At 60.4% G+C, this 23,614-nt stretch carries 22 protein-coding genes; 6 read left to right on the forward strand and 16 right to left on the reverse strand.

Annotation, left to right across the window (positions count from 1 at the left end; all coding sequences use genetic code 11):
* Window positions 1-34: 34 nt before the first annotated feature.
* Window positions 35-955 carry a manganese-dependent inorganic pyrophosphatase gene (locus CRO18_RS17070; RefSeq protein ID WP_097083016.1) on the reverse strand — a complete coding sequence of 307 codons (921 nt, stop codon included), beginning with the start codon at window positions 953-955 and terminating at the stop codon, window positions 35-37.
* A 270-nt stretch (window positions 956-1,225) separates the two neighbouring features.
* Between CRO18_RS17070 and CRO18_RS17075 the strand changes: the two genes are divergently transcribed.
* Window positions 1,226-1,513 carry a co-chaperone GroES gene (locus CRO18_RS17075; protein ID WP_076484044.1) on the forward strand — a complete coding sequence of 96 codons (288 nt, stop codon included), beginning with the start codon at window positions 1,226-1,228 and terminating at the stop codon, window positions 1,511-1,513.
* A gap of 47 nt (window positions 1,514-1,560) precedes the next feature.
* Entirely contained in the window at window positions 1,561-3,204 is a 1,644-nt protein-coding gene (gene groL / locus CRO18_RS17080; RefSeq protein ID WP_097083017.1) for a chaperonin GroEL, read from the forward strand.
* 148 nt (window positions 3,205-3,352) lie between these two features.
* On the opposite strand, the gene CRO18_RS17085 is transcribed toward groL, so the two are convergent.
* The 5 genes from CRO18_RS17085 to CRO18_RS17105 form a co-directional block, all read right to left on the reverse strand.
* On the reverse strand, window positions 3,353-3,862 hold the full coding sequence (locus tag CRO18_RS17085; RefSeq protein ID WP_076484046.1) for a CarD family transcriptional regulator: 510 nt from the start codon (window positions 3,860-3,862) through the stop codon (window positions 3,353-3,355).
* Window positions 3,863-4,215: 353 nt separating this feature from the next.
* Window positions 4,216-4,554 (reverse strand): ferredoxin FdxA, encoded by a 339-nt coding sequence (fdxA, locus tag CRO18_RS17090; RefSeq protein ID WP_097083018.1) that lies wholly within the window; start codon window positions 4,552-4,554, stop codon window positions 4,216-4,218.
* 136 nt (window positions 4,555-4,690) lie between these two features.
* Window positions 4,691-4,987 carry an RNA-binding S4 domain-containing protein gene (locus tag CRO18_RS17095; protein WP_076484048.1) on the reverse strand — a complete coding sequence of 99 codons (297 nt, stop codon included), beginning with the start codon at window positions 4,985-4,987 and terminating at the stop codon, window positions 4,691-4,693.
* Between the two features lie 3 nt (window positions 4,988-4,990).
* Window positions 4,991-7,807 (reverse strand): helicase-related protein, encoded by a 2,817-nt coding sequence (locus CRO18_RS17100; RefSeq protein ID WP_097083019.1) that lies wholly within the window; start codon window positions 7,805-7,807, stop codon window positions 4,991-4,993.
* 32 nt (window positions 7,808-7,839) lie between these two features.
* Complete coding sequence (locus tag CRO18_RS17105) at window positions 7,840-8,400, reverse strand: tetratricopeptide repeat protein (protein WP_097083020.1); 561 nt, start codon at window positions 8,398-8,400, stop codon at window positions 7,840-7,842.
* Between the two features lie 61 nt (window positions 8,401-8,461).
* Between CRO18_RS17105 and CRO18_RS17110 the strand changes: the two genes are divergently transcribed.
* Window positions 8,462-8,749, forward strand: a complete 288-nt coding sequence (locus CRO18_RS17110) for an SCP2 sterol-binding domain-containing protein (protein ID WP_076484050.1) — start codon at window positions 8,462-8,464, stop codon at window positions 8,747-8,749.
* Window positions 8,746-9,705, forward strand: coding sequence for an alpha/beta fold hydrolase (locus CRO18_RS17115; RefSeq protein ID WP_097083021.1), 960 nt, complete (start codon window positions 8,746-8,748; stop codon window positions 9,703-9,705). Before CRO18_RS17110 ends, CRO18_RS17115 begins: the two co-directional genes overlap by 4 nt.
* Before the next feature lie 19 nt (window positions 9,706-9,724).
* On the opposite strand, the gene CRO18_RS17120 is transcribed toward CRO18_RS17115, so the two are convergent.
* The 4 genes from CRO18_RS17120 to CRO18_RS17135 are packed head-to-tail and all read right to left on the reverse strand — an operon-like array spanning window position 9,725 to window position 13,669.
* Entirely contained in the window at window positions 9,725-10,450 is a 726-nt protein-coding gene (locus tag CRO18_RS17120; protein WP_097083022.1) for a proteasome-type protease, read from the reverse strand.
* A gap of 39 nt (window positions 10,451-10,489) precedes the next feature.
* Window positions 10,490-11,302: a transglutaminase family protein gene (locus CRO18_RS17125; protein ID WP_076484052.1), complete on the reverse strand. Its 813-nt coding sequence runs from the start codon at window positions 11,300-11,302 to the stop codon at window positions 10,490-10,492.
* Window positions 11,299-12,252, reverse strand: a complete 954-nt coding sequence (locus CRO18_RS17130; protein WP_076484053.1) for an alpha-E domain-containing protein — start codon at window positions 12,250-12,252, stop codon at window positions 11,299-11,301. The genes CRO18_RS17125 and CRO18_RS17130 overlap by 4 nt, the downstream gene beginning before the upstream one ends.
* Window positions 12,253-12,256: 4 nt before the next feature.
* A complete protein-coding gene (locus tag CRO18_RS17135; RefSeq protein WP_076484054.1) occupies window positions 12,257-13,669 on the reverse strand; it encodes a circularly permuted type 2 ATP-grasp protein in 1,413 nt (470 codons plus the stop codon).
* Between the two features lie 214 nt (window positions 13,670-13,883).
* On the opposite strand from CRO18_RS17135, the gene CRO18_RS17140 reads away from it, so the two are divergent.
* A complete protein-coding gene (locus CRO18_RS17140; RefSeq protein ID WP_097083053.1) occupies window positions 13,884-15,710 on the forward strand; it encodes a M3 family oligoendopeptidase in 1,827 nt (608 codons plus the stop codon).
* 120 nt (window positions 15,711-15,830) lie between these two features.
* Here the strand turns inward: CRO18_RS17140 and CRO18_RS17145 are convergent, their stop codons facing one another.
* Both CRO18_RS17145 and fnrL read right to left on the reverse strand, forming a co-directional pair.
* On the reverse strand, window positions 15,831-16,217 hold the full coding sequence (locus CRO18_RS17145; protein WP_212710168.1) for a DUF4087 domain-containing protein: 387 nt from the start codon (window positions 16,215-16,217) through the stop codon (window positions 15,831-15,833).
* On the reverse strand, window positions 16,189-16,935 hold the full coding sequence (fnrL, locus tag CRO18_RS17150; protein WP_076484056.1) for a transcriptional regulator FnrL: 747 nt from the start codon (window positions 16,933-16,935) through the stop codon (window positions 16,189-16,191). Before fnrL ends, CRO18_RS17145 begins: the two co-directional genes overlap by 29 nt.
* A gap of 57 nt (window positions 16,936-16,992) precedes the next feature.
* Here fnrL and hemN point away from each other — a divergent pair, with 57 nt between their 5' ends.
* Entirely contained in the window at window positions 16,993-18,348 is a 1,356-nt protein-coding gene (gene hemN, locus CRO18_RS17155; protein ID WP_097083024.1) for an oxygen-independent coproporphyrinogen III oxidase, read from the forward strand.
* 153 nt (window positions 18,349-18,501) lie between these two features.
* Here the strand turns inward: hemN and CRO18_RS17160 are convergent, their stop codons facing one another.
* Genes CRO18_RS17160 through CRO18_RS17175 form a run of 4 tightly spaced genes read right to left on the reverse strand, consistent with a single transcriptional unit; the run spans window position 18,502 to window position 23,583 of the window.
* Window positions 18,502-19,728: a glycosyltransferase gene (locus tag CRO18_RS17160; RefSeq protein WP_097083025.1), complete on the reverse strand. Its 1,227-nt coding sequence runs from the start codon at window positions 19,726-19,728 to the stop codon at window positions 18,502-18,504.
* Window positions 19,728-21,317 carry an ABC transporter ATP-binding protein gene (locus tag CRO18_RS17165; protein WP_097083054.1) on the reverse strand — a complete coding sequence of 530 codons (1,590 nt, stop codon included), beginning with the start codon at window positions 21,315-21,317 and terminating at the stop codon, window positions 19,728-19,730. The genes CRO18_RS17160 and CRO18_RS17165 overlap by 1 nt, the downstream gene beginning before the upstream one ends.
* An 8-nt stretch (window positions 21,318-21,325) precedes the next feature.
* Window positions 21,326-22,432, reverse strand: a complete 1,107-nt coding sequence (locus CRO18_RS17170; protein ID WP_097083026.1) for an ABC transporter permease — start codon at window positions 22,430-22,432, stop codon at window positions 21,326-21,328.
* Window positions 22,432-23,583: a microcin C ABC transporter permease YejB gene (locus CRO18_RS17175; RefSeq protein ID WP_097083027.1), complete on the reverse strand. Its 1,152-nt coding sequence runs from the start codon at window positions 23,581-23,583 to the stop codon at window positions 22,432-22,434. The genes CRO18_RS17170 and CRO18_RS17175 overlap by 1 nt, the downstream gene beginning before the upstream one ends.
* Window positions 23,584-23,614 lie beyond the last annotated feature (31 nt).

Genomic DNA, 23,614 nt, shown 5'->3' on the forward strand with positions numbered 1-23,614 from the left:
GTCGCCTTGGGCTAAGCCCAAGGTGAAACAGTTCTTAGACTTTCAGCGCCGGGATGATTTGCTTTTTACGGCTCATGATGCCGGGCAGCACCACGGTATCGCCCGAAACGGTGCAGCCAAACGAGGCCTCGGCCACCGCTTTGACGAAATCGTTCGGCACCAAAAGCGTGGCTTCTTCGTTCAAGATGTCGATGATGAACAAAAGCACCTGATCGGCCCCGTCTTCTTTGGCGACATCCACCATCGAAGCCATCAGGCTGTCTTTGCGGTCCAAAAGCAGCTTCGGCGCAGTGGTTTCCAGCACCGAGACGCGCAGTTCTTTGCCGTCGACAGTGTATTCTTTGCTGTCCATGCGCAGAAGCTCGGCATCCGAAAACGCCGATACATCGGATTTGGCTTCAAACATCGCCGCCGCCAATTCGCCCATGTTCACACCCAGATCGGCGGCCAGCGCCTCGGCCACAGCTTTGTCATGCTCGGTCGTGGTGGGCGAACGGAATTCCAGCGTGTCGGAAAGGATGCACGAGAGCATCGCGCCCTTGATGCCGCGCGGGGCTTTGGCGATCGCGCCGCCCATCAGGTCATACATGATGGTGGCGGTGCAGGCGAGCGGACGGATCGTGATGTCGATCGGGCCTTTGGTTTCCAGCCCACCCACCAGTTTGTGGTGGTCGATGATCGCGGTGATATCGGCCTTGTTGATCCCAGCGGGCAATTCGGCGGGGTTGTTGGTGTCGACGATCACCACTTTCTCCCCCTCGGCCACGTCCGAAATAATCTCGGGCTTGGACAGGTTCCAATGTTCCAGCACAAAGGCCGCTTCGGTGTTGGGCTCGCCCAGCAGCACCGGGGTCGCCGGCGTGGCAAGCACTTCGCTCATGTACCAAGCCCAAGCGATGGGCGAGCCGGTGGAGTCAGTATCGGGGGATTTGTGGCCGAAAACCTTGGTGGTCATGCGTTCCTCGGGTGATCTGTGGCAGTTTGGAAATTTGCGGGGGTTATAGGCGCTGCGCTGGCTCTTGTCACGTCTTGGGCGTCTGATTTCGCACGTGCAGCAAGGCTTTGCCGCCGCCGTGCCCCTACACGGCTGTCACAAAAAATCTGCAAAATTTTTCGCGGGCCGGATGTTGACAGGCCGCGAGGGCGTGACTAACTCCCTGTGCGTTGGCACTCACCGGATGTGAGTGCTAAAAGCGACAACCTGGAACCTTAGGGAGTGACCCAGATGGCATTCAAACCGCTTCATGACCGCGTGCTGGTCAAGCGCGTGCAAAGCGAAGAAAAAACCAAAGGCGGCCTGATCATCCCCGATTCGGCGAAAGAAAAGCCCGCTGAAGGCGAAGTGGTTGCTGTGGGCGAAGGCGCGCGCAAAGATTCTGGCGAACTGATCGCCCCCTCCGTGGCCGTGGGCGACCGCGTCCTGTTCGGCAAATGGTCGGGTACCGAAGTGACCCTCGACGGCGTCGAAATGCTGATCATGAAAGAGTCGGACATCATGGGGATCATCTCGTAATCGCGAGACGACCCTGATCCCCACAGAATATTCAAGGAGCCTCAAGAATGGCAGCCAAAGAAGTCAAATTCTCCACCGATGCCCGCGACCGGATGCTGGCCGGTGTGAACATCCTCGCGGATGCGGTCAAAGTCACCCTCGGCCCGAAAGGCCGCAATGTGGTGATCGAAAAATCCTTCGGCGCCCCGCGCATCACCAAAGACGGTGTCTCGGTCGCCAAGGAAATCGAACTGGCCGACAAGTTCGAAAACATGGGCGCGCAAATGGTGAAAGAAGTCGCCTCGCGCACCAATGACGAAGCCGGCGACGGCACCACCACCGCCACAGTGCTGGCCCAAGCGATCGTTCGCGAAGGCATGAAAGCCGTGGCCGCTGGCATGAACCCGATGGACCTCAAGCGCGGCATCGACCTGGCCACCGCCAAAGTCGTCGACGCGATCAAAGCCGCCGCCCGCCCGGTGAAAGACAGCGACGAAGTCGCCCAAGTCGGCACCATCTCGGCCAACGGCGAAGCGCAAATCGGCCGCTTCATCGCTGACGCGATGCAAAAAGTCGGCAACGAAGGCGTCATCACCGTCGAAGAAAACAAAGGCATGGAGACCGAAGTTGAAGTGGTCGAAGGCATGCAATTCGACCGTGGCTACCTGTCGCCCTACTTCGTGACCAACCCCGATAAAATGATCGCGGATCTCGAAGACTGCTACATCCTGCTGCACGAGAAAAAACTCTCGTCGCTGCAACCGATGGTCCCGCTGCTCGAGTCGGTCATCCAATCGACCAAACCGCTCCTGATCATCGCCGAAGACGTGGAAGGCGAAGCGCTTGCCACCCTCGTGGTCAACAAACTGCGTGGCGGCCTGAAAATCGCTGCCGTCAAAGCCCCGGGCTTTGGTGACCGTCGCAAAGCCATGCTGCAAGACATCGCGATCCTGACCGGTGGCCAAGTGATCTCGGAAGACCTCGGCATGAAGCTCGAGAACGTCACCCTCGACATGCTCGGCACCGCCAAGAAGATCTCGATCTCGAAAGAGAACACCACGATCGTCGACGGCGCTGGCGACAAAGCGGAAATCGACGCCCGCGTCGCGCAAATCCGCACCCAAATCGAGGAAACCACCTCGGACTACGACCGTGAAAAACTGCAAGAGCGCGTGGCCAAACTGGCTGGCGGTGTTGCCGTTATCCGCGTTGGCGGCATGACCGAAGTCGAAGTGAAAGAGCGCAAAGACCGTGTGGACGATGCCCTGAACGCGACCCGTGCGGCCGTGCAAGAAGGCATCATCGTCGGCGGTGGCGTTTCGCTGGTGCAAGCCGCGAAAACCCTCGAAGCCCTCGAAGGCGCCAACAGCGACCAAAACGCCGGTATCTCGATCGTGCGTCGTTCGCTCGAAGCGCCGCTGCGTCAGATCGCTGAAAACGCGGGCGTCGACGGCGCCGTGGTGGCGGGCAAAGTCCGCGAGTCGAGCGATGTGGCCTTCGGCTTCAACGCGCAAACCGAAGAATATGGTGACATGTTCGCCTTCGGCGTGATCGACCCGGCCAAAGTGACCCGTACCGCGCTCGAAGATGCGGCCTCGATCGCTGGCCTGCTCATCACCACCGAATGCATGATCGCCGAGAAGCCGGAGCCGAAAGGCGCTGGCGGTGCCCCCGACATGGGCGGCATGGGCGGCATGGGCGGCATGATGTAAGCCTTGCCTCAGAACAGCGGAAAGGGCGCCCCTAGGGCGCCCTTTTTGTTTTTGCCCCATCATCCCCTACCCCAAGCAAGGCCCGGCGCTCAGGGCGTAAAAAAACGGGCCCCCGAAGGGGCCCGTCAGAACTTTACTCAGGGATGGCTTAGGCCGCGCGGCCCACCAGAACCTCGTCCACCTTTTTGGCGGCGCCCGCCTCATCGGTGCCCGAGACAGCGGCCACTTCGCGGGTGAGCCGCTCCAGCGCCGCTTCATAAAGCTGACGCTCGGAATAGGATTGCTCGCGCTGATCGTCGGCGCGGTGCAGATCGCGCACCACCTCGGCAATCGACAGCAGATCCCCGGAGTTGATCTTTTGCTCGTATTCCTGCGCGCGGCGCGACCACATCGCCCGCTTGACCTTGGCCTTGCCCTTCAGCGTTTCCAGCGCCTTGGTCACCACATCGGGGGTGGACAGGCCACGCATCCCGACATCGGCCGCCTTGTGCGTCGGCACACGCAAGGTCATTTTGTCTTTTTCGAAGGAAATCACGAACAACTCGAGCCGCAGCCCCGCAATTTCTTGCTCCTCGATCGACATGATCTTGCCGACGCCATGGGCGGGATAGACAACGAAATCATCCGGGCGAAACTCGGTTTTCTTCATTTTGGTCATTCAGTCGCTTCCTTGCAGCCGGGCTGCCCCCGTTTCAGCGCACAAAACACCCACGGCACAGACTGTGCCGCGATGTCTTGTCTTGATCTGAAATTTCCCCACAGACGAGCAGATCTGCGCGGGGGCTTGCTCCTTTGTAACAGAACGATAGCATAAAAACTGCCCGATTCATAGCATCGCGGCCCGCCACAAGCCTGTGATCAGGGCGATTCCGGTCGTTAACCTTGCTTAAACGTGACTGTTATTTTGTCGCGCGACACAAAACCGGGCCGGAAAGCAAACGGGGACCGATCTCGGCCCCCGCGCAAAGAATCGCCTTCACAAGCTGAGTCGCAGCCCAGCCTGCCTTTGGCTCAATCCCCGGTGCCCGGGTTGGGCGAGAAGTATTTCTCGCGCTTGCCGGTCTCGCCATCGTATTTCTTGGCGTCGGGCAGCGCATCCTTCTTGATGGTGATCACCGGCCAGAGCTGGGCATACTGGCGGTTGAATTCCACCCAATCCTCCATCCCCGGTTCGGTATCCGGGCGGATCGCATCAGCGGGGCATTCGGGTTCACACACACCGCAATCGATGCATTCATCCGGATGGATCACCAGCGTATTTTCGCCCTCATAAAAGCAATCAACCGGGCAAACCTCGACACAGTCGGTGTATTTGCAGGCGATGCAGTTGTCGGTGACGACATAGGTCATTTCGTTACCCCAATCTTCGACGCTGGATTTACCTATCCGCCGAAACAGTCGCAATCAAGGGAAAGAGATACATAAATAACAAACTGCGGCGATGTGGCAGAGGTGCCCCGCACCGCAAGGCCCAAAGCTTGCTGGATCAGGCGTTTTCGGTCTCGGGCGCACGGCCCTCGATCAACTCATAAAGGGTGGCGGCTTCGCTGGCGGGGCCGCGGCGCGTGCCACAGGCCAAGATCCGCACCACCCGCACCTGCCCATGCAGCGCAAAGGTCAGCACATCGCCCGGGCCGACAGCGCGGCCCGGCTTGATCACCTTCTGACCATTGACCCGCAAATGGCCGCCACTGATCAAGGTGACGGCCAAAGGGCGGCTTTTGACAAAGCGTGCCTGCCAAAGCCATTTATCAATGCGAAGTCGGTCGTGGGTATCGACCACGGCTCAGAGCTTGCCCTTGAGCCCCATCAGCGCGGCGGCGAAGGGGTTATCGGGGTCGATCTTCTTCTCTTTGCGCGGCGGATGCGACTCGAAGCCCCGGCCGCCTTCGGGCTTGCCGCCCTTGTGACCGTGCTTGCCCTTGGGCTTGCCACCCGGCTTGCCCTCACCGTCGTGACGACGCGGCTTGCCGCCCTTGTCGCCACCGCCGCGATGATCTTTGTTGCCGCCGCCGTGCTTGGCCTCGCCACCACGACGCGGGCCACGCTCGGCGCGCGGGCGCGGCGCCCAAGCAAAGGTGTAGAAGATTTCAAGCTCCGGCTCCGCCTCGGCTTGCGCGGCGGCTTCGGCCTCAGCCTCCGCCACAGGCGAGCTTTCCTCGGGGATCGGGTTTTCGGCAGCCGCTTCGCCTTCGGTCGGCGCGACAGGGGTCGCCTCGACCTCGGCCACCGGGCGGGCCTTCGGGCGCTCGCCCTTTTCGGCCTTGTAGCCCAGACCCGACATCAAATCGGCGAATTGCTCCAGCGTCATGCCCGTGATCGAGAGCATGTCGGGCGTGGCTTCAAAGCCGCCCTTGCTGTCTTGCGTGCGCAGAATATCGGCCAGACGTTCCAGCATGTCGATGCGGATCGCGCGCGACCCCGCCGGGCGATAGCCCGAAAGCGTATAGGCCGACGCTGGCACTTCCGCGATATTCGGGATCGTCACCAGACCCGGAGGCGGGCTTTCGGGGAATTCCGCAAGACCTTCCCACAGCGACATCAGCACCAGCCGCAACCGGGTCGGCGCGGGCTTGAGAAGCGCTTGCTGGAAGATCGTATATTGGCCAAAGCGCACACCATGCTTGCGCAGGCTGCCACGGGCGTCTTGATCCAGCTCTTTGACCTCGGCGGCAACGCCCTCCCGCGGGAGGATCCCCATGCCTTCAACCAGACGGAACGCAAAGCCACGGGCAAGCCCGGTCAGCGCTTCGTCCCGGCTCATTGCCAAAAGCGGTTCAAAGAGCGCAGCAACTTTGCGGTCGATGAAATGTTGCAGACGGCGACGGACTTTTTCCACCACCTCAGGCCCGGCTTCTTCGTCAACGAACGCCTCGACGGCGGGCTTGAGCGGTTCGGTGCCCTTCACAAGCTTGCCCACGGCAAGTTCGCCCCACATCAGGCCCCCTTGCTCGGTGAAATCCATCTCTGTGTCCGGCGCATTATAGAACCGGTCCGAGCGCAGGCTGAATTCGGGCTTGAGCGCCTCATAGGCGGCACGCGCCAGCATCTTTGCCTCGTCGGGGGAGGAAGTGCCGTCCTGACGGAACCGGAACCCCTCGAGACGGCCGGCAAATTCGCCTTCAACCGTGACTTCGCCCTTGTCGTTCACCTCGGCCACGAGGGTCTCCTTCTGCTTGAGCCGGCGCAAAAGCACAGATGTGCGCCGGTCCACAAATCGTTGGGTCAGCGCGCCATGCAGCGCATCTGACAGACGGTCTTCTACAGCGCGGGTTTCCCCGCGCCAATGGGTTTCATCATCCACCCAGCCCTTGCGCTGCGCAACATAGGTCCAAGTGCGGATGAAGGCGAGACGTTTCGACAATGTGTCGATATCTCCGGTGGTGCGGTCGATCCGCGCAATCTGACCGGCCAACCAGTCAGAAGGCACCCCCTTACCGGTTTGCAAAAAGCCAAAGATGCGCGCCAAAAGTGTGGCGTGTTCGGTCTCCGAAATTGAGCGGAAGTCCGGAATCCGGCACACATCCCACAACAGCCGCACATCGGCGGGGGCACGCACCTTATCGCGAATTTCGGGGAATTCAGAGAGCGCCTTGAGCGCCAGAAGGTCATCCGCCTCGCGCCCTTTGGTGAGCCATTGGTTTTGCGGATTTTCCTCAAGCGCGCGGATCAGTCGCGCCACGGTGCCAAATTCAAGCCGCGGATTGCGCCATTGCAGCCGCTGGATCGGCGCAAAGCGATGTTCTTCAATGGCTTCAATCACATCCTCGGGCAAAGCATGCGCCTCGCCGGTCACGCCAAAGGTGCCATCTTGCGTGTGCCGCCCTGCCCGCCCAGCGATCTGCCCAAGCTCATGCGGGAATAGATGCCGCATCCGGCGGCCATCGAATTTCGCCGTCGCGGAAAAGGCGACATGCTCGATATCGAGGTTGAGGCCCATCCCGATTGCATCGGTGGCGACGAGGTAATCCACATCGCCATTTTGATACATATCGACCTGCGCATTGCGAGTGCGGGGAGAAAGCGCCCCCATCACCACCGCCGCCCCGCCCTTTTGGCGGCGCAGCAGCTCGGCAATCGCGTAAACGTTGTCGACCGAAAAACCGACGATTGCCGCACGCGGTTTCATCCGCGAGATTTTTTTCGATCCCGACCAGCTTAGCTTAGAGAATCGCTCCCGGCGGGTGAATTGCACCTTGGGCACCAGCGCAGCAATCGCGCCTTTCATGCTTTCCGAGCCCAGAAACAGCGTTTCATGCAACCCGCGCATATACAAAAGCCGATCCGTGAACACATGCCCGCGCTCGGGGTCGGCACAAAGCTGGATCTCGTCAATCGCCACAAAATCGGCGCCGAGTTCCGGCATCGCTTCGGTGGTGCAAACCCAATATTGCGCGCGTTCGGGCACGATGCGTTCTTCGCCCGTCACCAGCGCCACGACCGAAGGGCCACGCGCCGCCACGATCCGGTCATAGACCTCGCGTGCCAAAAGCCGCAAAGGCAGGCCAATCACCCCAGTGCGATGCGCCAGCATCCGCTCAATGGCGTAATGGGTTTTGCCGGTGTTGGTCGGCCCAAGGACCGCGGTGATCCGCCCAGTCATTTTTTGGCCATCATCGCATTCTCAAGCGGCCATCAAAGACTGACGCCCGCAAGCTCCTTTTCCAGCCGCGCAATCGCGTCTTTCACATCCTGTTGATGCGGGTTCAAGGCAAAAGAGGCGCGAAACGCCTTTAGTGCCCGCTGCGTGTCGCCCATGTCGGCGTAAATCATGCCAAGCCCGGACAAAGCCCCCCAGTGACGCGGCTCCAACCGCAGCACTTGCGCGATATCGGCAATCGAAGGCCCATAGAGCCCAGCCATAAAATAAGCCGTCGCGCGGGCATTCCAGCCTTCGGCAAAATCGGGGGCATGATCGGTCAGCGCGGTCAGATGCTCGATGGCGGCGGGCACATCGCCTGCGTCCATCGCGTCTTCGCCGCGCTTGAGCAACAAATCCATCGCTGCGGAGCCAGAGCGCGACCACGCACGCCGGATATCTGATTCGGCGCGCTCCCATCCCGCATAGCCGGGATCGGACAATTCCTCGAAGGCACGATCCAATCCTGCGGTCTCGGCATGTGCGACACCACAGAAGTTGACGAAGACGGCAACTGCCGCAACGATATATTTGTTTCGGAGCGCAAGGACCTTCATATACTGAAATGTAAGCCATCTGCTGTGAAAAGCGAGAGGCCAAACCACATTCGGAGGGAACATGAGCATCGTCATCGAAAAGGCCGTGGAACAACTGTCGGAAAAGCTGCCCAACGGCTTCTCGTCGACTGCGAAATTCGTCATTGAGGGCGAAGGCTCGATCATTGCCGACCCAGATGGCGTGCGCGCAGGCGACGACGATGCCGAAGTGACGCTGACCGCCGACACGGACACCTTCCGCGGGATGCTTTCGGGCGATGTGAACCCGACGATGGCCTTCATGCAGGGCAAGCTGAAAATCGACGGCTCGATGGGGCTGGCGATGCAGCTTGGCGCGGCACTTTCGTGATCGAAGAGGCCCCGCTTTACAACGACCTCGCACGTGGCCCCGAAGGGGGCTCTGCTTGGTGGCTCAAGGCCGCTGACGGGGTGCGCATTCGCTTAGCGGTTTGGTCAAAGGCGGGGTCGAAGGGCACGGTCTTCCTGCTGCCCGGACGCACCGAATATATCGAAAAATATGGCCCCGCAGCCGGCGAGTTTCTGGCGCGGGGCTATGCCATGCTCGCCATCGACTGGCGCGGGCAAGGGCTGGCAGATCGGCTTTGCGCCGATCCGGTGAAGGGGCATGTCGCCGAATTTGGCGACTATCAGCGCGACTTTGACGCGGTCTTGGACGCCGCCGCACGGTTTTGCCTGCCCCGGCCTTGGTTTGTGCTCGGCCATTCGATGGGCGGGGCGATTGGCCTGCGCCGGATCATGGGCACGCATCCGTTTACCGCAGCCGCCTTTTCGGCACCGATGTGGGAAATTGGCCTGCCAAAACTGATCCAACCCATTGGCCCGGCGCTTGCGCAAATTCTGCGCAACGGTCCCTTGTCGATGATCTATCCGCCGGGGTTCAGCGCGCAAAGCTATGTTCTGCGCGCGCCGTTTCTCGACAACAAGCTGACCAAAGATGCGGGCATGTGGGCCTTCATGCTCAACCACCTGCATGAACTGCCCGCGATCACGCTTTCCGGCCCCAGCCTGCAATGGGTCTGCGAAGGGATCTTGGAATGCGAAGATCTTGACGAGCATCCCTCGCCCGATCTGCCCTGCTACTGCGCGATTGGCTCCAATGAACGGATCATTGAAACCAGCGCCGTCTTTGACCGGATGCACCGCTGGCCGAAAGGGCGGCTTGAGATTTTTGAAGGTGCCGAGCACGAATTGATGATGGAAAGCGAAGAACGCCGCCGTCGGTTTTATGACGGCTGCGTCGCTTGCTTTGCGGGCGCGTCAGAGCATTTTCACGCTATCGGCTAAGCGCGCTAGGGCGCTGAACCTAGAGCGTGATCTTGCTGAACCCTTGGCACAGCGCCTCAGACCAATCTTGTGACATCTGTGCAAATTGCGGATCGTCTTTTTCGATCCGCCGCTTCATCGTCACCCGGCATTCATCCCGCGCAATCACCGCCAGATCGAGCGGCATCCCGACAGAGAGGTTTGAGCGCAGCGTCGAATCCATAGAAAGCAGCACCGCCTTTTGCGCATCTTCAAGCGTGGTGGCGACCCTCACGACCCGATCCAAGATCGGCTTGCCGTATTTATGCTCGCCAATTTGCAAGAACGGCGTGTCTTCCGTGGCTTCAATGAAATTGCCTTCCGGGTAGACAAGGAACAACCGCATCGTGCCGCCTTTGCGCTGCCCCGCCACGATCATCGAGGCCGAGACCGAGACCTTGGCCGCGTTCATCTTATGCTCGATGTCTTGGCGCACGCTGGCGAGCGTGTTGCCAATGATCTCTGCCACCTTCAGCATGGTGGGCGCGCGCATGATCGAGGTTTCTTCGTTCGCCTCTGGCTGGTCGATCGCCTCACGCAGCCGCGCCAGCGCGGTTTGCGTAACAGAAAGCGAGCCCGCGGTGAGGATGGTGATCACCCGCTCGCCCGGCTCTTCAAAGACGAACATCTTGCGATAGGTCGCAATATTGTCGAGCCCCGCATTGGTGCGCGTGTCGCTCAAAAGCACCATGCCCTCGTCGAGCAGAAGGCCTACGCAGTAAGTCATGTCTTATTCCCTGCCCCCCGGCACAGCGCCAGCGGCACCCTATTGCTGGACCTGTTCCAAGGCAACCGTTACCTCAAGTCGCTCTGCACCCTCGCCTTGGGCAACGCCCTTGATCGGCGCGGCTTCGCGCGCATCAAGGCCAGACCCCAGCCGAATGAACCGCGCATCAGGGCAGCATTGATTGGCCGGGTCAAAACCGATCCAGCCGATGCTTTCGATCCAGATCTCGGCCCAAGCATGCGCGGCTTCATGCGCCTCCCCATCCTCGCGGGCAAACAGATAACCCGAGACATAGCGCGCCGGCAGGCCCAGCGCGCGCGCGCAAGCAATCAGCGCATGGGCGTGATCTTGGCAGACCCCCTCCCCCTGCGCCAAAGCCTCTGCCGCCGTGGTATGGGCATGGGTCACGCCGGGGCGATAAGCAATCGCCTCCGCCACCGCATTCGAAAGCCTGTGCGCGCGATCCAGCGTATCGCTCGCGCCCTCAACCGCTTGATGCGCCAAATCACGGATTTCCGCGCTTTGCCACGTCGCCGTGGTTTCGCGCATGTAAGCAAGGGGGGAGACGGTTTCGCGATGCCCGCGCAACACGCCTGCGGTATCGGTTGTGTCGACCTGCCCCACGACCGAGATTGTGACCTCGCTCACCGGGCCCCGGATCGACCAACCCTCGACCTTATCGCCTGCGCCATCGCGGAAGCTGCCGCCACGCGTGCCGCCCAGCACCTCTACATCCCAGCGGATCGTGCGCTGCCCGTCAAACCGCGCCGGAAACAGCCGCAGCGATTGCACCGCCCCGCGCATCGGCGCGTCGTATTCATAGGTGGTGACATGATTGACCGTGAGGATCATCGCGCTTCTCCGCTCAAATAGGCTGCCTGCACCATCTCTGTCAGTTCACTGACATCGCGAATGAACCGGGTCAGAAACTCATGCAGGCCCTCGTCGAAAATCTCTTCGACGCGGGTCTCCGAAATTTCGCCCACAAGCGCGCGGGCGCGCATTTGCGCCGGGCCAGATTTGTCATAGCCGCGCGCCAAAGCATCAAGGTGATCCATCGCCATCGTCACTGCGGTGATGAGCGAGCGCGGCGATTGCGGGTTCAAGATCAAGAAATGCGCGATCTTTGCCGCGGTGATGTCGCCGCCATAGGCCCAATGGAAGGCACGATGCGCCGAAAGCGCACGCAAAAGCGTTTGCCATTGGTAGTTATCGAGCCCCGAGCCAACGAAATCGACACTGGGCAGAAGCACGAAATACTTCACGTCGATGAGCCGCGCGGTATTGTCGGCGCGTTCGAGCGCAAAACCAAGGTTCAGGAAGCTATAGCCATCATTGCGCAAAAGCGTGGCATCCATCGCGCCGCGCACCAAGGCCGCTTGCCGGTTCACCCATTCGGTAAGTTCGGTCACCTCAAGCTCAGAGCGCGGCATCCGCTCAAGCCGCCGCATTTCTTGAAATGCGCTGTTGAGCGCATCCCAAACTTGGCTGGTCAACGCGGTGCGCACGATGCGCGCATTTTCCCGCGCCCGCTCAAGGCAAGAAACAACGGAGGATGGGTTGTCGCGGTCAAAGAACAGATAGCTTTCGATATTGCGCTGCACCGGGTCGCCATATTTGGCAGAGAACCCCTCCGCCGTGCCCGAGGCTTGCAAGATGCTTTCCCATTCGCTGCGATAGCCATGCCCGGCAGAGGGCATCAGCGCGATCCGGGCGCCCACTTCCAACAGGCGCGCCATGGTTTCCGCACGCTCAATATAGCGCGCAATCCAAAACAGGTTTTCTGCGGTCCGGCTCAACATGATCTTACTCCGCCAAAACCCAAGTGTCTTTTACGCCGCCCCCTTGGGAGGAGTTCACAACAAGCGAGCCCTCCTTTAGCGCGACGCGGGTCAGCCCGCCGGGCACCAGCTCGATTTTTTCGCCAACCAAGCAATAGGGCCGCAAATCCACATGGCGCGGCGCGATCCCCTCTTGCACGAAGGTCGGCGTGGCCGAAAGCGCGAGCGTCGGCTGGGCGATATAGTTTTCGGGATGGGCCTCGACCTTTTTGCGGAAGGCTTCAATCTGCTCGGTGGTGGATTTCGGGCCCACCAACATGCCGTAGCCGCCCGAGCCATGCACTTCTTTCACCACCAGTTCGGCCATATTCTCCAAAACGTATTTGTAGTCATCGGGCTTGGCGCATTGCCATGTGGGCACGTTGTTCAACAGCGGCTCTTCGCCAAGGTAGAAGCGCACCATCTCGGGAACAAAGGTATAGACCGCCTTGTCATCGGCGACGCCCGCGCCGGGGGCGGAACAAATGCTGACCCCGCCCGAGCGGTAAACATCCATCAAGCCGGGAATACCGAGCATGGAATCGGGGCGGAAACACAGCGGATCAAGGAAAGCGTCATCAATGCGCCGGTAGATCACATCAAGCTTTTTCGGCCCTTCGGTAGTGCGCATCCAGCAAAAGCCGCCTTCCACAAACAGATCCTGCCCCTCGACCAGTTCAACCCCCATCAAGTCGGCCAGGAAGCTGTGCTCGTAATAGGCGGAGTTGTAATGGCCGGGCGTCAGGATGCCGATATTGGGTTCCCGGTCGCATTTCGCGGGCGCGACCGAGGCCAAAGTGCGCCGCAGGGCATCGGGGTAGCCATCCACCGGCTCAATCCGGTTTTCACGGAACAGTTGCGGGAACATCCGCATCATGATCTCGCGGTTTTCGAGCATGTAAGACACACCCGAGGGCGTGCGGCAGTTGTCTTCCAGCACGAAAAACTCATCCGGCCCGGTGCGCACAATGTCGATGCCGACGATGTGGCTGTAAATCCCGCGCGGCGGCGTGAAGCCGGTCACTGCGCGTTCAAAAGCCTCGTTTTGAAACACCAAACGGCCCGGAATTTTGCCCGCGCGCACAATTTCGGCGCGGCCATAGACATCGAGCAAAAAGGCATTGAGCGCACGCGCGCGCTGCTTGATACCGCGTTCCAGCTTGCGCCATTCATCTTGCGTGAACACGCGGGGGAACATGTCAAACGGGATCAACCGATCCGGGTCGCCGCCCTCGCCATAGACAGCAAAAGTGATGCCGATGCGGCGAAACAAAGCCTCGGCCTCGGCCTGTTTCATCGCGCGCAGCTCTGTTGGCATAGCATTTGTCCAGTCTTCAAGCCGCCTGTAGGGCTCCCGGACTTTGCCGCCTTGATACATTTCGTTGAAATTCTCAGTCATACGCGTGATTCCTCCGGCCTTGTCCAAAGCTTAGGCAGCGCCTTGGGGGAGTAAAAGCGGCCCCCGGCGAAAAACCGGGGGAAACTGGGCGTTAGCGCCGCCAAACTATGCGAGCGCTGAAAATTTAAGCAACAGCCCGTCGTCGCCCGGAAACGGTGATGCTTGCACGGGTCCAACCTGCGCCCTATCTCTGATCCGACCGAAGGAGATGTTCATGATCCGCAGCTTTCCCGCCCCCGTTTTGGATGCCACGCCCGCGCAAGGAGGTGCCGGAGATTTCGGCGCCCTGCCCGATTGGGATCTGACTGACCTTTACCCCGCGCCGGATGCACCGGAATTTGCCCGCGATATGGAGTGGCTTGAAAAGGCCTGCGCCGATTTCGCCACGGATTACGAGGGCAAACTCGCCAGCCTTGATGCGGCAGCGATGGCCGAATGTATCACGCGCTATGAGGCGATTGAGACCACCGCCGGGCGGATCATGTCTTACGCGGGGCTGCGCTATTACCAATGCACCACCGATGCGACCCGCGCCAAATTCATGGCCGATGCGCAAGACAAGATCACCAATTTCACCACGCCTTTGGTGTTCTTCAGCCTTGAATTCAACCGCATCGAAGACGCGCAATACGACGCTGTCTTTGCTGATGAAAAGGTCGCGCGCTTCAAGCCGGTGTTTGACCGGATGCGGGCGATGAAGCCCTACCAACTTTCCGATGAGCTGGAAAAGTTCCTGCATGACCAATCCGTTGTGGGGGCGGCCGCTTGGAATCGGCTGTTTGATGAAACCTCTGCCGCGCTCACCTTCACCATTGATGGCGAAGAGCTTAGCCTAGAGGCTGCGACCACGCTGATGAGCGACCATGACCGCACCAAACGCGAAGCGGCGGCGCGCGAATTGGCCCGTGTGTTCGGTGACAACGTCAAGCTTTTCGCCCGCGTCCACAACACGCTCGCCAAGGAAAAGGAAATCGAGGATCGCTGGCGCAAGATGCCGACGCCGCAAACCGGGCGGCACTTGTCAAACCATGTCGAGCCCGAGGTGGTGGAGGCTTTGCGCAATGCAGTGGTCGCCGCCTATCCGCGATTGAGCCACCGTTACTATGCGCTCAAAGCCAAATGGCTGGGTCTTGAGAAGCTGCAAATCTGGGATCGCAACGCGCCGCTGCCCACCGAGACGCCGCGCAAGATCATGTGGAAAGAAGCCCGTGAGACGGTGCTGAATGCCTATTCAGGCTTTGCCCCTCGTATGGCGGAGATTGCGCTGCCCTTCTTCGACAAGGGCTGGATTGATGCGGGCGTGAAGCCCGGCAAAGCGCCCGGCGCCTTTGCCCATCCGACCGTGACGACCGTGCACCCCTATGTGATGTTGAACTACTTGGGCAAACCGCGCGATGTGATGACGCTCGCGCATGAGCTTGGCCATGGCGTGCACCAAGTGCTGGCGGCGAAGCAAGGCCCGATGCTTTCCGACACGCCGCTGACACTGGCCGAAACAGCCAGCGTCTTTGGCGAGATGCTGACCTTCCGCGCACTGCTGGATGGCGCCAAGACGCCCGCCGAGCGCAAGCAACTGCTCGCGGGTAAGGTCGAAGACATGATCAACACGGTCGTGCGCCAGATCGCGTTCTATGACTTCGAATGCAAGCTGCACGCAGCCCGTGCCCAAGGCGAACTCACGCCCGAAGATATCAACGCGCTGTGGATGTCTGTGCAGGGCGAAAGCCTCGGCCCGGCATTTGAATTCATGGAGGGCTATGAGACTTTCTGGACCTATATCCCGCATTTCGTGCATTCGCCCTTCTACGTCTATGCCTATGCCTTTGGCGACGGACTGGTGAACGCGCTTTACGCGACCTATGCCGATGGCCTGCCGGAGTTCCAAGACAAGTATTTCGAAATGCTCGAAGCGGGCGGCTCGAAACACCATAAAGAGCTTTTGGCGCCGTTCGGGCTTGATGCTTCGGACCCGGCATTCTGGAACAAAGGTCTCGATATGATCGCGGGCTTCATTGATGAGCTGGAGGCGATGGAGGACTGAGGGCCTGCGCCGCCTGAAGATCGAACAGACAAAGGGCCGCCCAGAAGGAGCGGCCCTTTTGCATGGTTCATCATCGGAAAGCGGCCTGCGGTCCGGTCCCTAAAACAGGCGGTTTCGGGCTTATTCCCCCGGCCCCGCCAAGGCCGGGTCGTTTTCGCATTTGCTCAGCGGCAGGGCGCGCAACCGCGTGATACGGAGCACCGTGCCCTCGGCTGCCGCGCCGAAGCTGCCTTCGATGCAGGCACAGCCATAGCCGTAATGGCCATTCACCTCGACCCAGCGCGCGGTGAAATCGGCTTCTCCCCAATCCAGATCATCCCAGCCGGGCACGCCGCCCATGCCCTGCACGGACAGTTCCCATGTGGCATCGGCATCGGTCAGCCAGAAGTTTCCGGGCGTCGGGTTGGCAAACCAGCCGCAGCGGGTTTCGGCGGCAGCCACCACCGGAACCAACACGACAAGCGCCGCGCAAAGCGCTTTAGGTAAGCAGCCCGCCATCGCTGTCATCCCCCGCCTCCATGAGCAACCGCTCCATATCGGGCACTATCACATGACGCTTGCCCGTGAGTTCAATCACCCCATCGCGTTTGAGCGCCGAAATCTGCCGACTGACGGTTTCGAGCGTCAAACCGAGGTAATCGGCCATCGCTTCGCGCGTCAGAGGCAAATCGAAGGTCAAACTGTTGCCATTTCCCCGGTGACGTATCGACGCATCCCGACGTGCGACAATGGATAGCAGTGACGCGATTTTCTCACGTGCCGTTTTACGCCCCAAAAGCAGCATCCACTCCCGCGCGGCATCCAGCTCATCGAGGGTCATTTGCAGCAGCCGCTGGGCGATATGCGGGGTGCGATCCATCAGCTCTTCAAAGGGCTTTCGACGGAAGCAACACATAAGAATATCGGTGGTTGCGGTGATGTTGTAGGCGGCCCGGTCCCGGCCCGGGCGACCCACGAAATCAGAGGGAAGAAGCAGTCCGACCATCTGAGTCCGACCGTCTTCCAGGGTCTGTGTGAGGGTCGCGATTCCGGAGACGACAGAGGCCACAAAGTCCATCTTATCGCCTGACCAGATCACCGTCTGACCCGCCTCGAAGCTTCGGTAGTACTTGACCGATTCGAGTTCATCTAGTTCGTTGGCCTCGCAACGCGCACAGACGGCCCGATGTCGAATCGGGCAATCTCCGCATTGCAACGAGGCAGGATACACGTCGTCGTGAGACATTGCCTTGCTTGATATGGGTCAAATCCTGGTGCGCGTCTTGAAGGATAGAATACGCCTATGAAACATGAATCGCAACTCGCCCGGCTCGGTCTATTCGACGCTCGGGTGCCCCGTTATACCAGCTATCCGACTGCGCCGCACTTCTCGAATGCTGTGGGCGCGTCGAAATTTATCGAATGGATCGAGGCGATTCCGGCCGGAGCCGCGATCTCGCTCTATATCCACGTGCCGTTCTGCCGCCGGCTGTGCTGGTTCTGCGCCTGCCGCACGCAAGGCACGCAAACCGATGCGCCGGTGAAGGCTTATGCCGACACGCTGGTGACCGAGCTTGGGATGCTGAAAAAGCACCTCGCGCCGGGCGTGAAACTGTCGCGCCTGCATTGGGGCGGCGGCACCGCAACCCTGCTGCCCGCCGACAGCATGCGCAAAGTCGCCGATGCCGTCTTTGATGCGGTGGATCTGGGCGAGAACGGTGAATTCTCGGTCGAGATTGACCCCAATGAGATTGATGACGAACGCATGGATGCGCTGGCGCAATCGGGCATGAACCGTGCCTCGATCGGCATCCAAGACTTCGACCCCTTCATCCAATCGGTGATCGGACGCGAGCAAAGCTATGAAGTGACCGCCAAGGTCGTCGATATGATCCGCACCCGCGGCATCGACAGCCTGAACACCGATATTCTCTATGGCCTGCCGCATCAGACCAAAGAGAAGATCACCGAAAGCATCGAAAAGGTGCTGACGCTGAAACCCGACCGTGTGGCGCTTTATGGCTATGCCCACGTGCCGTGGATGGCGCGCCGTCAAACGCTGATCCCGGCGGACCAGCTGCCGACGCCGCAATCGCGCCTTGGCCTCTTTGAACGCTCGCAAGAGCTGTTCACCGAAGCGGGTTATGACATCATCGGTATCGACCACTTCGCGCTGCCCACCGATGGGCTCTCGAAAGCGTTGCGTGCAGGCAAACTGCGCCGCAACTTCCAAGGCTACACCGATGATCTGGCCGAAGCGCTGGTGGGGATCGGCGCCTCGTCGATCTCGAAATTCCCGCAAGGCTATGCGCAAAACGAATCCGCCACGGGCGCGCATACCTCGGCCATTCGTGAGGGCAACTTCTCGACCCACCGCGGCCACGTCTTCACCAAAGAAGACCTGATGCGCGCGCGGCTGATCGAGATGCTGATGTGCGATTTCGCCGCTTCGAAGAAGGAGCTGGTCGAGGAATGGGGCGCCGATGGCGCGCAACTCGACAGCGAATTCGCTGCTTGCGTGGAGAAATTCGGCGATATGGTCGAGATCACCGAGGGCGGGATCGCGATTCCCGAACCGGGCCGCCCGCTCACGCGGATGATCGCGCGCCATTTCGACGCTTACGATCTGTCGAAAGCCGGGCACAGCTCGGCGATCTGACGGCAATTTGCCACCACGGAAACAGGACTGGGCGCCGCGAGGCGCCCTTTTCATTTCGTCCACGAAGGCACGACGCTCCGGGTGCTTTGCTCTCGGGGCTTTCCCAAACCCCAAGGAACGTCTGCGTCGCAGACGAGAACAGCGCTCGGCTACTTAGCCAAGCGTGCCGCCCGCCGTTTCGACAAACTCAATCAGCCGCGGCAGGCAATGGGTCTCTAGATCGTATTTCTCAACCACCGAGGCACGCGCGGCCTGCCGCATCGCTTGATAGCGCTCCGGATGCGCCAGCGCTTCGGTCAGCGCTGCGGACCAGCCCTTGATATCAAAGAAATCAACGAGCCTGCCGTTCACCCCATCGGTGATCACCTCACGAAGCGGCGCGGTGTCAGAGGCCACCACCATCGCGCCCGCCGACATCGCCTCCATCAGCGACCAACTCAGCACGAAGGGATATGTCAGATAGGCATGCGCCCGCCCGACCTGCATGATCGAGACAAAATCGGCGTAAGGCACACGCCCCAGAAAATGCACGCGGCTTAGGTCGAGCCGGTCTTTGACCTCATCGAGGAATTTTTGCTTCCAGCTGCCCTCCGGCGGGGCCGCGCCATAGCTTTGCCCTTCCTCCCCGATGATCAGCACCTGCGCCTCGGGCCGGGCCGCCAGCACATCAGGAAGCGCGCGCATGAAGCTGTGATAGCCCCTGTAAGGCTCCAGCGAGCGATTGATGAAGGTCAGCACCTCATCGCCCGCGCGCAGCGTCAGGTCCTTGCCCGGAACGGTGTAACTGGCCTGCGGGTTCGGTGTGAGCCGCGCAGTATTCACCCCATCATGGCAGATGGTGATCTTCGCGCGCAGTTCTGGCGGAAAGGTCGAGGCCTGAAACTCGGTGGGGGAAAGCGCCGCATCGGCCTGCACCAAGGTCTGGATCAGATGCGCAGACCGGGCGGTAGTGGCGATGCGGCCTTCCAGCGTACCCTTGGCAAATTCAGGGTCAAAATCGGTATCGAGCCCGGTGGTTTTGTACATTAGCTCCGCATAGACAAGCAGCTTCGCCTCGGGCCACACCTCGCGCAGGTAAAGCGTCTCCCCCCAACCCGGATGGCCAAAGATCACATCCGGCACGAAACCGTGCTGATCGCGCAATTGCCGTGCCGCGCGCGCCGCTTTCACACCGCGCTCGCTTACCTCGGCATACATTTTCGTCAGCCGCGGCTCGAGCTTCACCTCCTCAGGTTTGCGGTATTTCACCACCCGGACGGGCGAGGGACGATTGTTCGTTTCAGAGGTCAGGGCCAGCACCTCATGGCCGCGTTTGACAAGCGCTGGGGCCAAATGCGGAAACTGACCGGGAAAGTTCTGATGCACGAACAGGATCTTCATCAGACCTCCCCAAGTGCCGCCGCCAACAGAGCGCGCGTATAGTCTGTTTTGGGTGCGGCAAAAAGCTCTGCCGCAGGCCCCGCCTCGACCACATCGCCCGATTTCATCACCATGATCTTGTGAGAAAGCGCACGCACCACGCGCAGATCGTGGCTGATAAAAAGGTAAGCCAGCCCATGGCGGCGCTGCAAGTCGCGCAGCAACTCCACGATCTGCACCTGCACGGTCATATCAAGCGCCGAGGTCGGCTCATCCAGCACCACCACACGCGGCTGCAAAATCATCGCGCGGGCAATCGCAATGCGCTGGCGCTGCCCGCCCGAAAACTCATGCGGGTAGCGGCTCATGGCGGCGGGATCGAGCCCCACCTCTTCCATAATCGCAGCCACCATTTCGCGGCGGTTGCGGCCCGGCTCCAGCCCATGCACCGTAAGCCCCTCGGCGATGATCTGTTCAATCGTCATGCGGGGAGACAGGCTGCCAAAAGGGTCTTGGAACACGATCTGCATATCGCGCCGCAGGGGCCGCAACTGCTTGGATTGCCAGCGCGAGATATCTTGCCCGTCAAAGTGGATCGGCCCTTCGCTCGCAATCAGCCGCATCAGCGCGAGCGCAAGCGTGGTTTTGCCCGAGCCACTTTCCCCCACAATCCCCAGCGTCTCGCCCGCGCGCAGCGACAGGCTAGCCCCGTTCACCGCCTTCACATGGCCGACCGTACGGCGCAAAAGCCCCCGATTGACCGGGAACCAAATCTTGAGGGCCTCGGTCTCCAACAATGTCTGTGCGCCTTCGGGCACCGGATCGGCGATGCCTTTAGGTTCAGCCGCCAGCAGCTTTTTGGTATAGGGGTGCTGCGGATTGGTGAAAATCTGATCGACCGGGCCTTGCTCGACGATCTCGCCTTGGCTCATCACGCAGACCTTATCGGCGATCCGGCGGACCACCCCAAGGTCGTGCGAGATAAAGAGCAAGCTCATCCCAAGATCGCGCTTCAGATCCGCCAGCAGGTCGAGGATTTGCGCCTGAATCGTCACATCCAGCGCGGTTGTCGGTTCATCGGCGATCAGCAGTTCCGGCCCATTGGCGAGCGCCATCGCAATCATCACCCGCTGACGCTGCCCGCCCGAAAGCTGGTGTGGATAGTCGGCAAGCCGGGTTTCTGCATTGGCAATCCCCACATGCCGCAACAACTCGATGATCCGCGCGCGTGCCGCGGGACCGGTCAGCCCTTGGTGGATGCTCAGGCTCTCGCCCAATTGCTTTTCGATCGTGTGCAGCGGGTTGAGCGAGGTCATCGGCTCTTGGAAGATGAAGCTGATGTCATTGCCGCGCACATCGCGCAGCACCCGCTCCTCCGCCCCCACCATCTCGCGGCCCAAATAGCGCACCGAGCCCTCGGTCTGCGCATTGCCGCCCAAAAGCGCCACGGTCGAAAGCGCCGTGACCGATTTGCCCGAGCCAGATTCCCCCACCAAGGCAACGGTTTCGCCCTTGGCAACGGTGAAGCTCACCCCTTTCACCGCCGGGATCTGACGCCCCTCTTGGCGGAAACTGACACGGAGGTTTTCAACAGAAAGAACAGTTTCCATGGGGCGGCTCATTTGAACACCTTGCGCGGATCGAAGGCGTCGCGCAGCCCCTCGAAGATAAAGACCAAAAGCGAGAGCATGGTGGCAAAGGTCACGAATGCGGTGAAGGCGAGCCACGGCGATTGCAGGTGGTTTTTGGCTTGCAGCGCCAACTCCCCAAGGCTGGGTGCCGAAGAGGGCAGACCATAGCCAAGGTAGTCCAGCGTAGCTAGGCCAGAGATCGCGCCGGTGATCACAAAGGGCAGCATGGTGAGCGTCGCCACCATCGCATTGGGCAGGATATGGCGGAACATGATCACCGCATCCGAAACGCCAAGCGCCCGCGCCGCGCGCACATATTCAAAGTTACGCGCGCGCAAAAACTCGGCGCGCACGACGCCTGTGAGCGCGGGCCACCCAAAGAGGATGGTGACAAACACCAACAGCCAGAACGACCGCCCCAAGATCGCGAACAGGATGATGATCACATAAAGCGAGGGGGTGGAGGACCAGATCTCCAACAAACGTTGAAAGATCAGATCGACCTTGCCGCCGAAATAGCCCTGCACAGCCCCCGCCGCGATACCCAGAACCGACGAAGCCGCCGCCACGATCAGCGCGAAAGCCACCGAGATACGGAAGCCATAAATCACCCGCGCGGCCACATCGCGCGCGGTGTCATCGGTGCCGAGCCAATGATCGGCATCAGGGGCCGAAGGCGCGGTGCCCACATTGTTGATGGTGCGATAATGGTAGGGGATCGGCGGCCAGAGAATCCAGCCCTCCTCCACGGGCGCGCCCTCAACCGTGCCTTGGCTTTGCACCTCTTCCATGATGCCCTCGGGGTCATCCCAACAAGCCTCTGCCCCGCCCGAGATGATCAGACATTGCACGCCCGGATCAGAATAAACCGCCTCGGTCCGGAAATCGCCGCCAAAGGCGGTTTCGGGGTAAAAGTTGGTGACCGGGTAAAAATATTCACCGCGATATTTCACCACCAGCGGATGGTCATTGGCGATGAATTCCGCAAACAGCGAGGCGATAAAAAGAACGCTGAAAATCAGCAGCGAATAGAACGCACGGCGATTGGCGCGGAAGTTGCGCCAGCGGCGGCGGGCAAGCGGAGACAGTGCCATCAGCCCGCCCTCTTCTCAAAGTCGATCCGCGGATCGACAAGGGTGTAGGTGATGTCCGACACGATCCCGATCACCAGCGAGATCAGGCCAAAGGCGTAAAGCGAGCCGAAGACAAGCGGGTAATCCCGCTCCACCGCTGCTTGGTAGCCCAAGAGCCCCAGCCCATCGAGCGAGAAGACGGTTTCAATGATCAGCGAGCCGGAGAACAAAACGCTCAGGAACAGCCCCGGGAAACCCGCGATAACGATCAGCATCGCATTGCGGAACACATGGCCGTAAAGCACGCGCCGCTCGGTCAGGCCCTTGGCGCGGGCGGTCATGACATATTGCTTGTTGATCTCGTCCAAGAAGGAGTTCTTCGTCAGCAGCGTCAGTGTAACAAAGGAAGAAAGCGTGATCGCCACCGTTGGCAGGACAATGTGCCAAAGGTAATCGACCGCTTTTCCAGTGAGGCTGAGCGTATGCCAGTCATCCGAGGTCAGCCCCCGCGCCGGAAAAATACTCAAGAAACTGCCACCGGCAAAAAGCACCATCAGCAGCACCGCAAAGACCAATGTCGGGATCGCATAAGCGACGATGATCGCGGCAGAGGTCCAAGTGTCAAAGGCGGTACCGTCTTTCACCGCCTTGCGGATGCCAAGCGGGATCGAGATCAGATAGGCCAACAGCGTCGACCACAGCCCCAACGAGATCGAGACCGGCAGCTTATCGATCACCAGTTCCACCACCGATTTGTTCTTGAAGAACGAGGTGCCAAAATCGAACCGCAGGTAGTTGCCCATCATCGTGACGAAGCGTTCGGTCGCAGAGATTTTTTCGGTCCCGCAGGCCGGGTCTTTGAGGTCTGGCGTGCCGGTAAAGCCGTCTTCACAGGTGATACGGGCAAAGCCCATCTGCACCTCAAGCTGCGCGAGCAAATCAGGCGAAATACCGCGCGCACCTTGATAGGTGCTGTCTTCCATGCCTTGGCCCTGCCCCGCATCGGCGCCACCGGTGATATTGCGGGTGGAATCCGCCTCGCCCTGCACACGGGCTATGATTTGCTCAATCGGCCCACCGGGAACAAATTGCGTCAGCGCAAAGTTGATCAGCATGATGCCGAACAACGTCGGCAAAACCAGCATCAACCGCCGCAGGATATAGGCGCCCATCGTCTCTTTCTGCCTTGCACTTTTTCAACAA

It is taken from the genome of Rhodobacter sp. JA431, assembly GCF_900217725.1.
Classification (GTDB): Bacteria; Pseudomonadota; Alphaproteobacteria; order Rhodobacterales; family Rhodobacteraceae; genus Rhodobacter; species Rhodobacter aestuarii.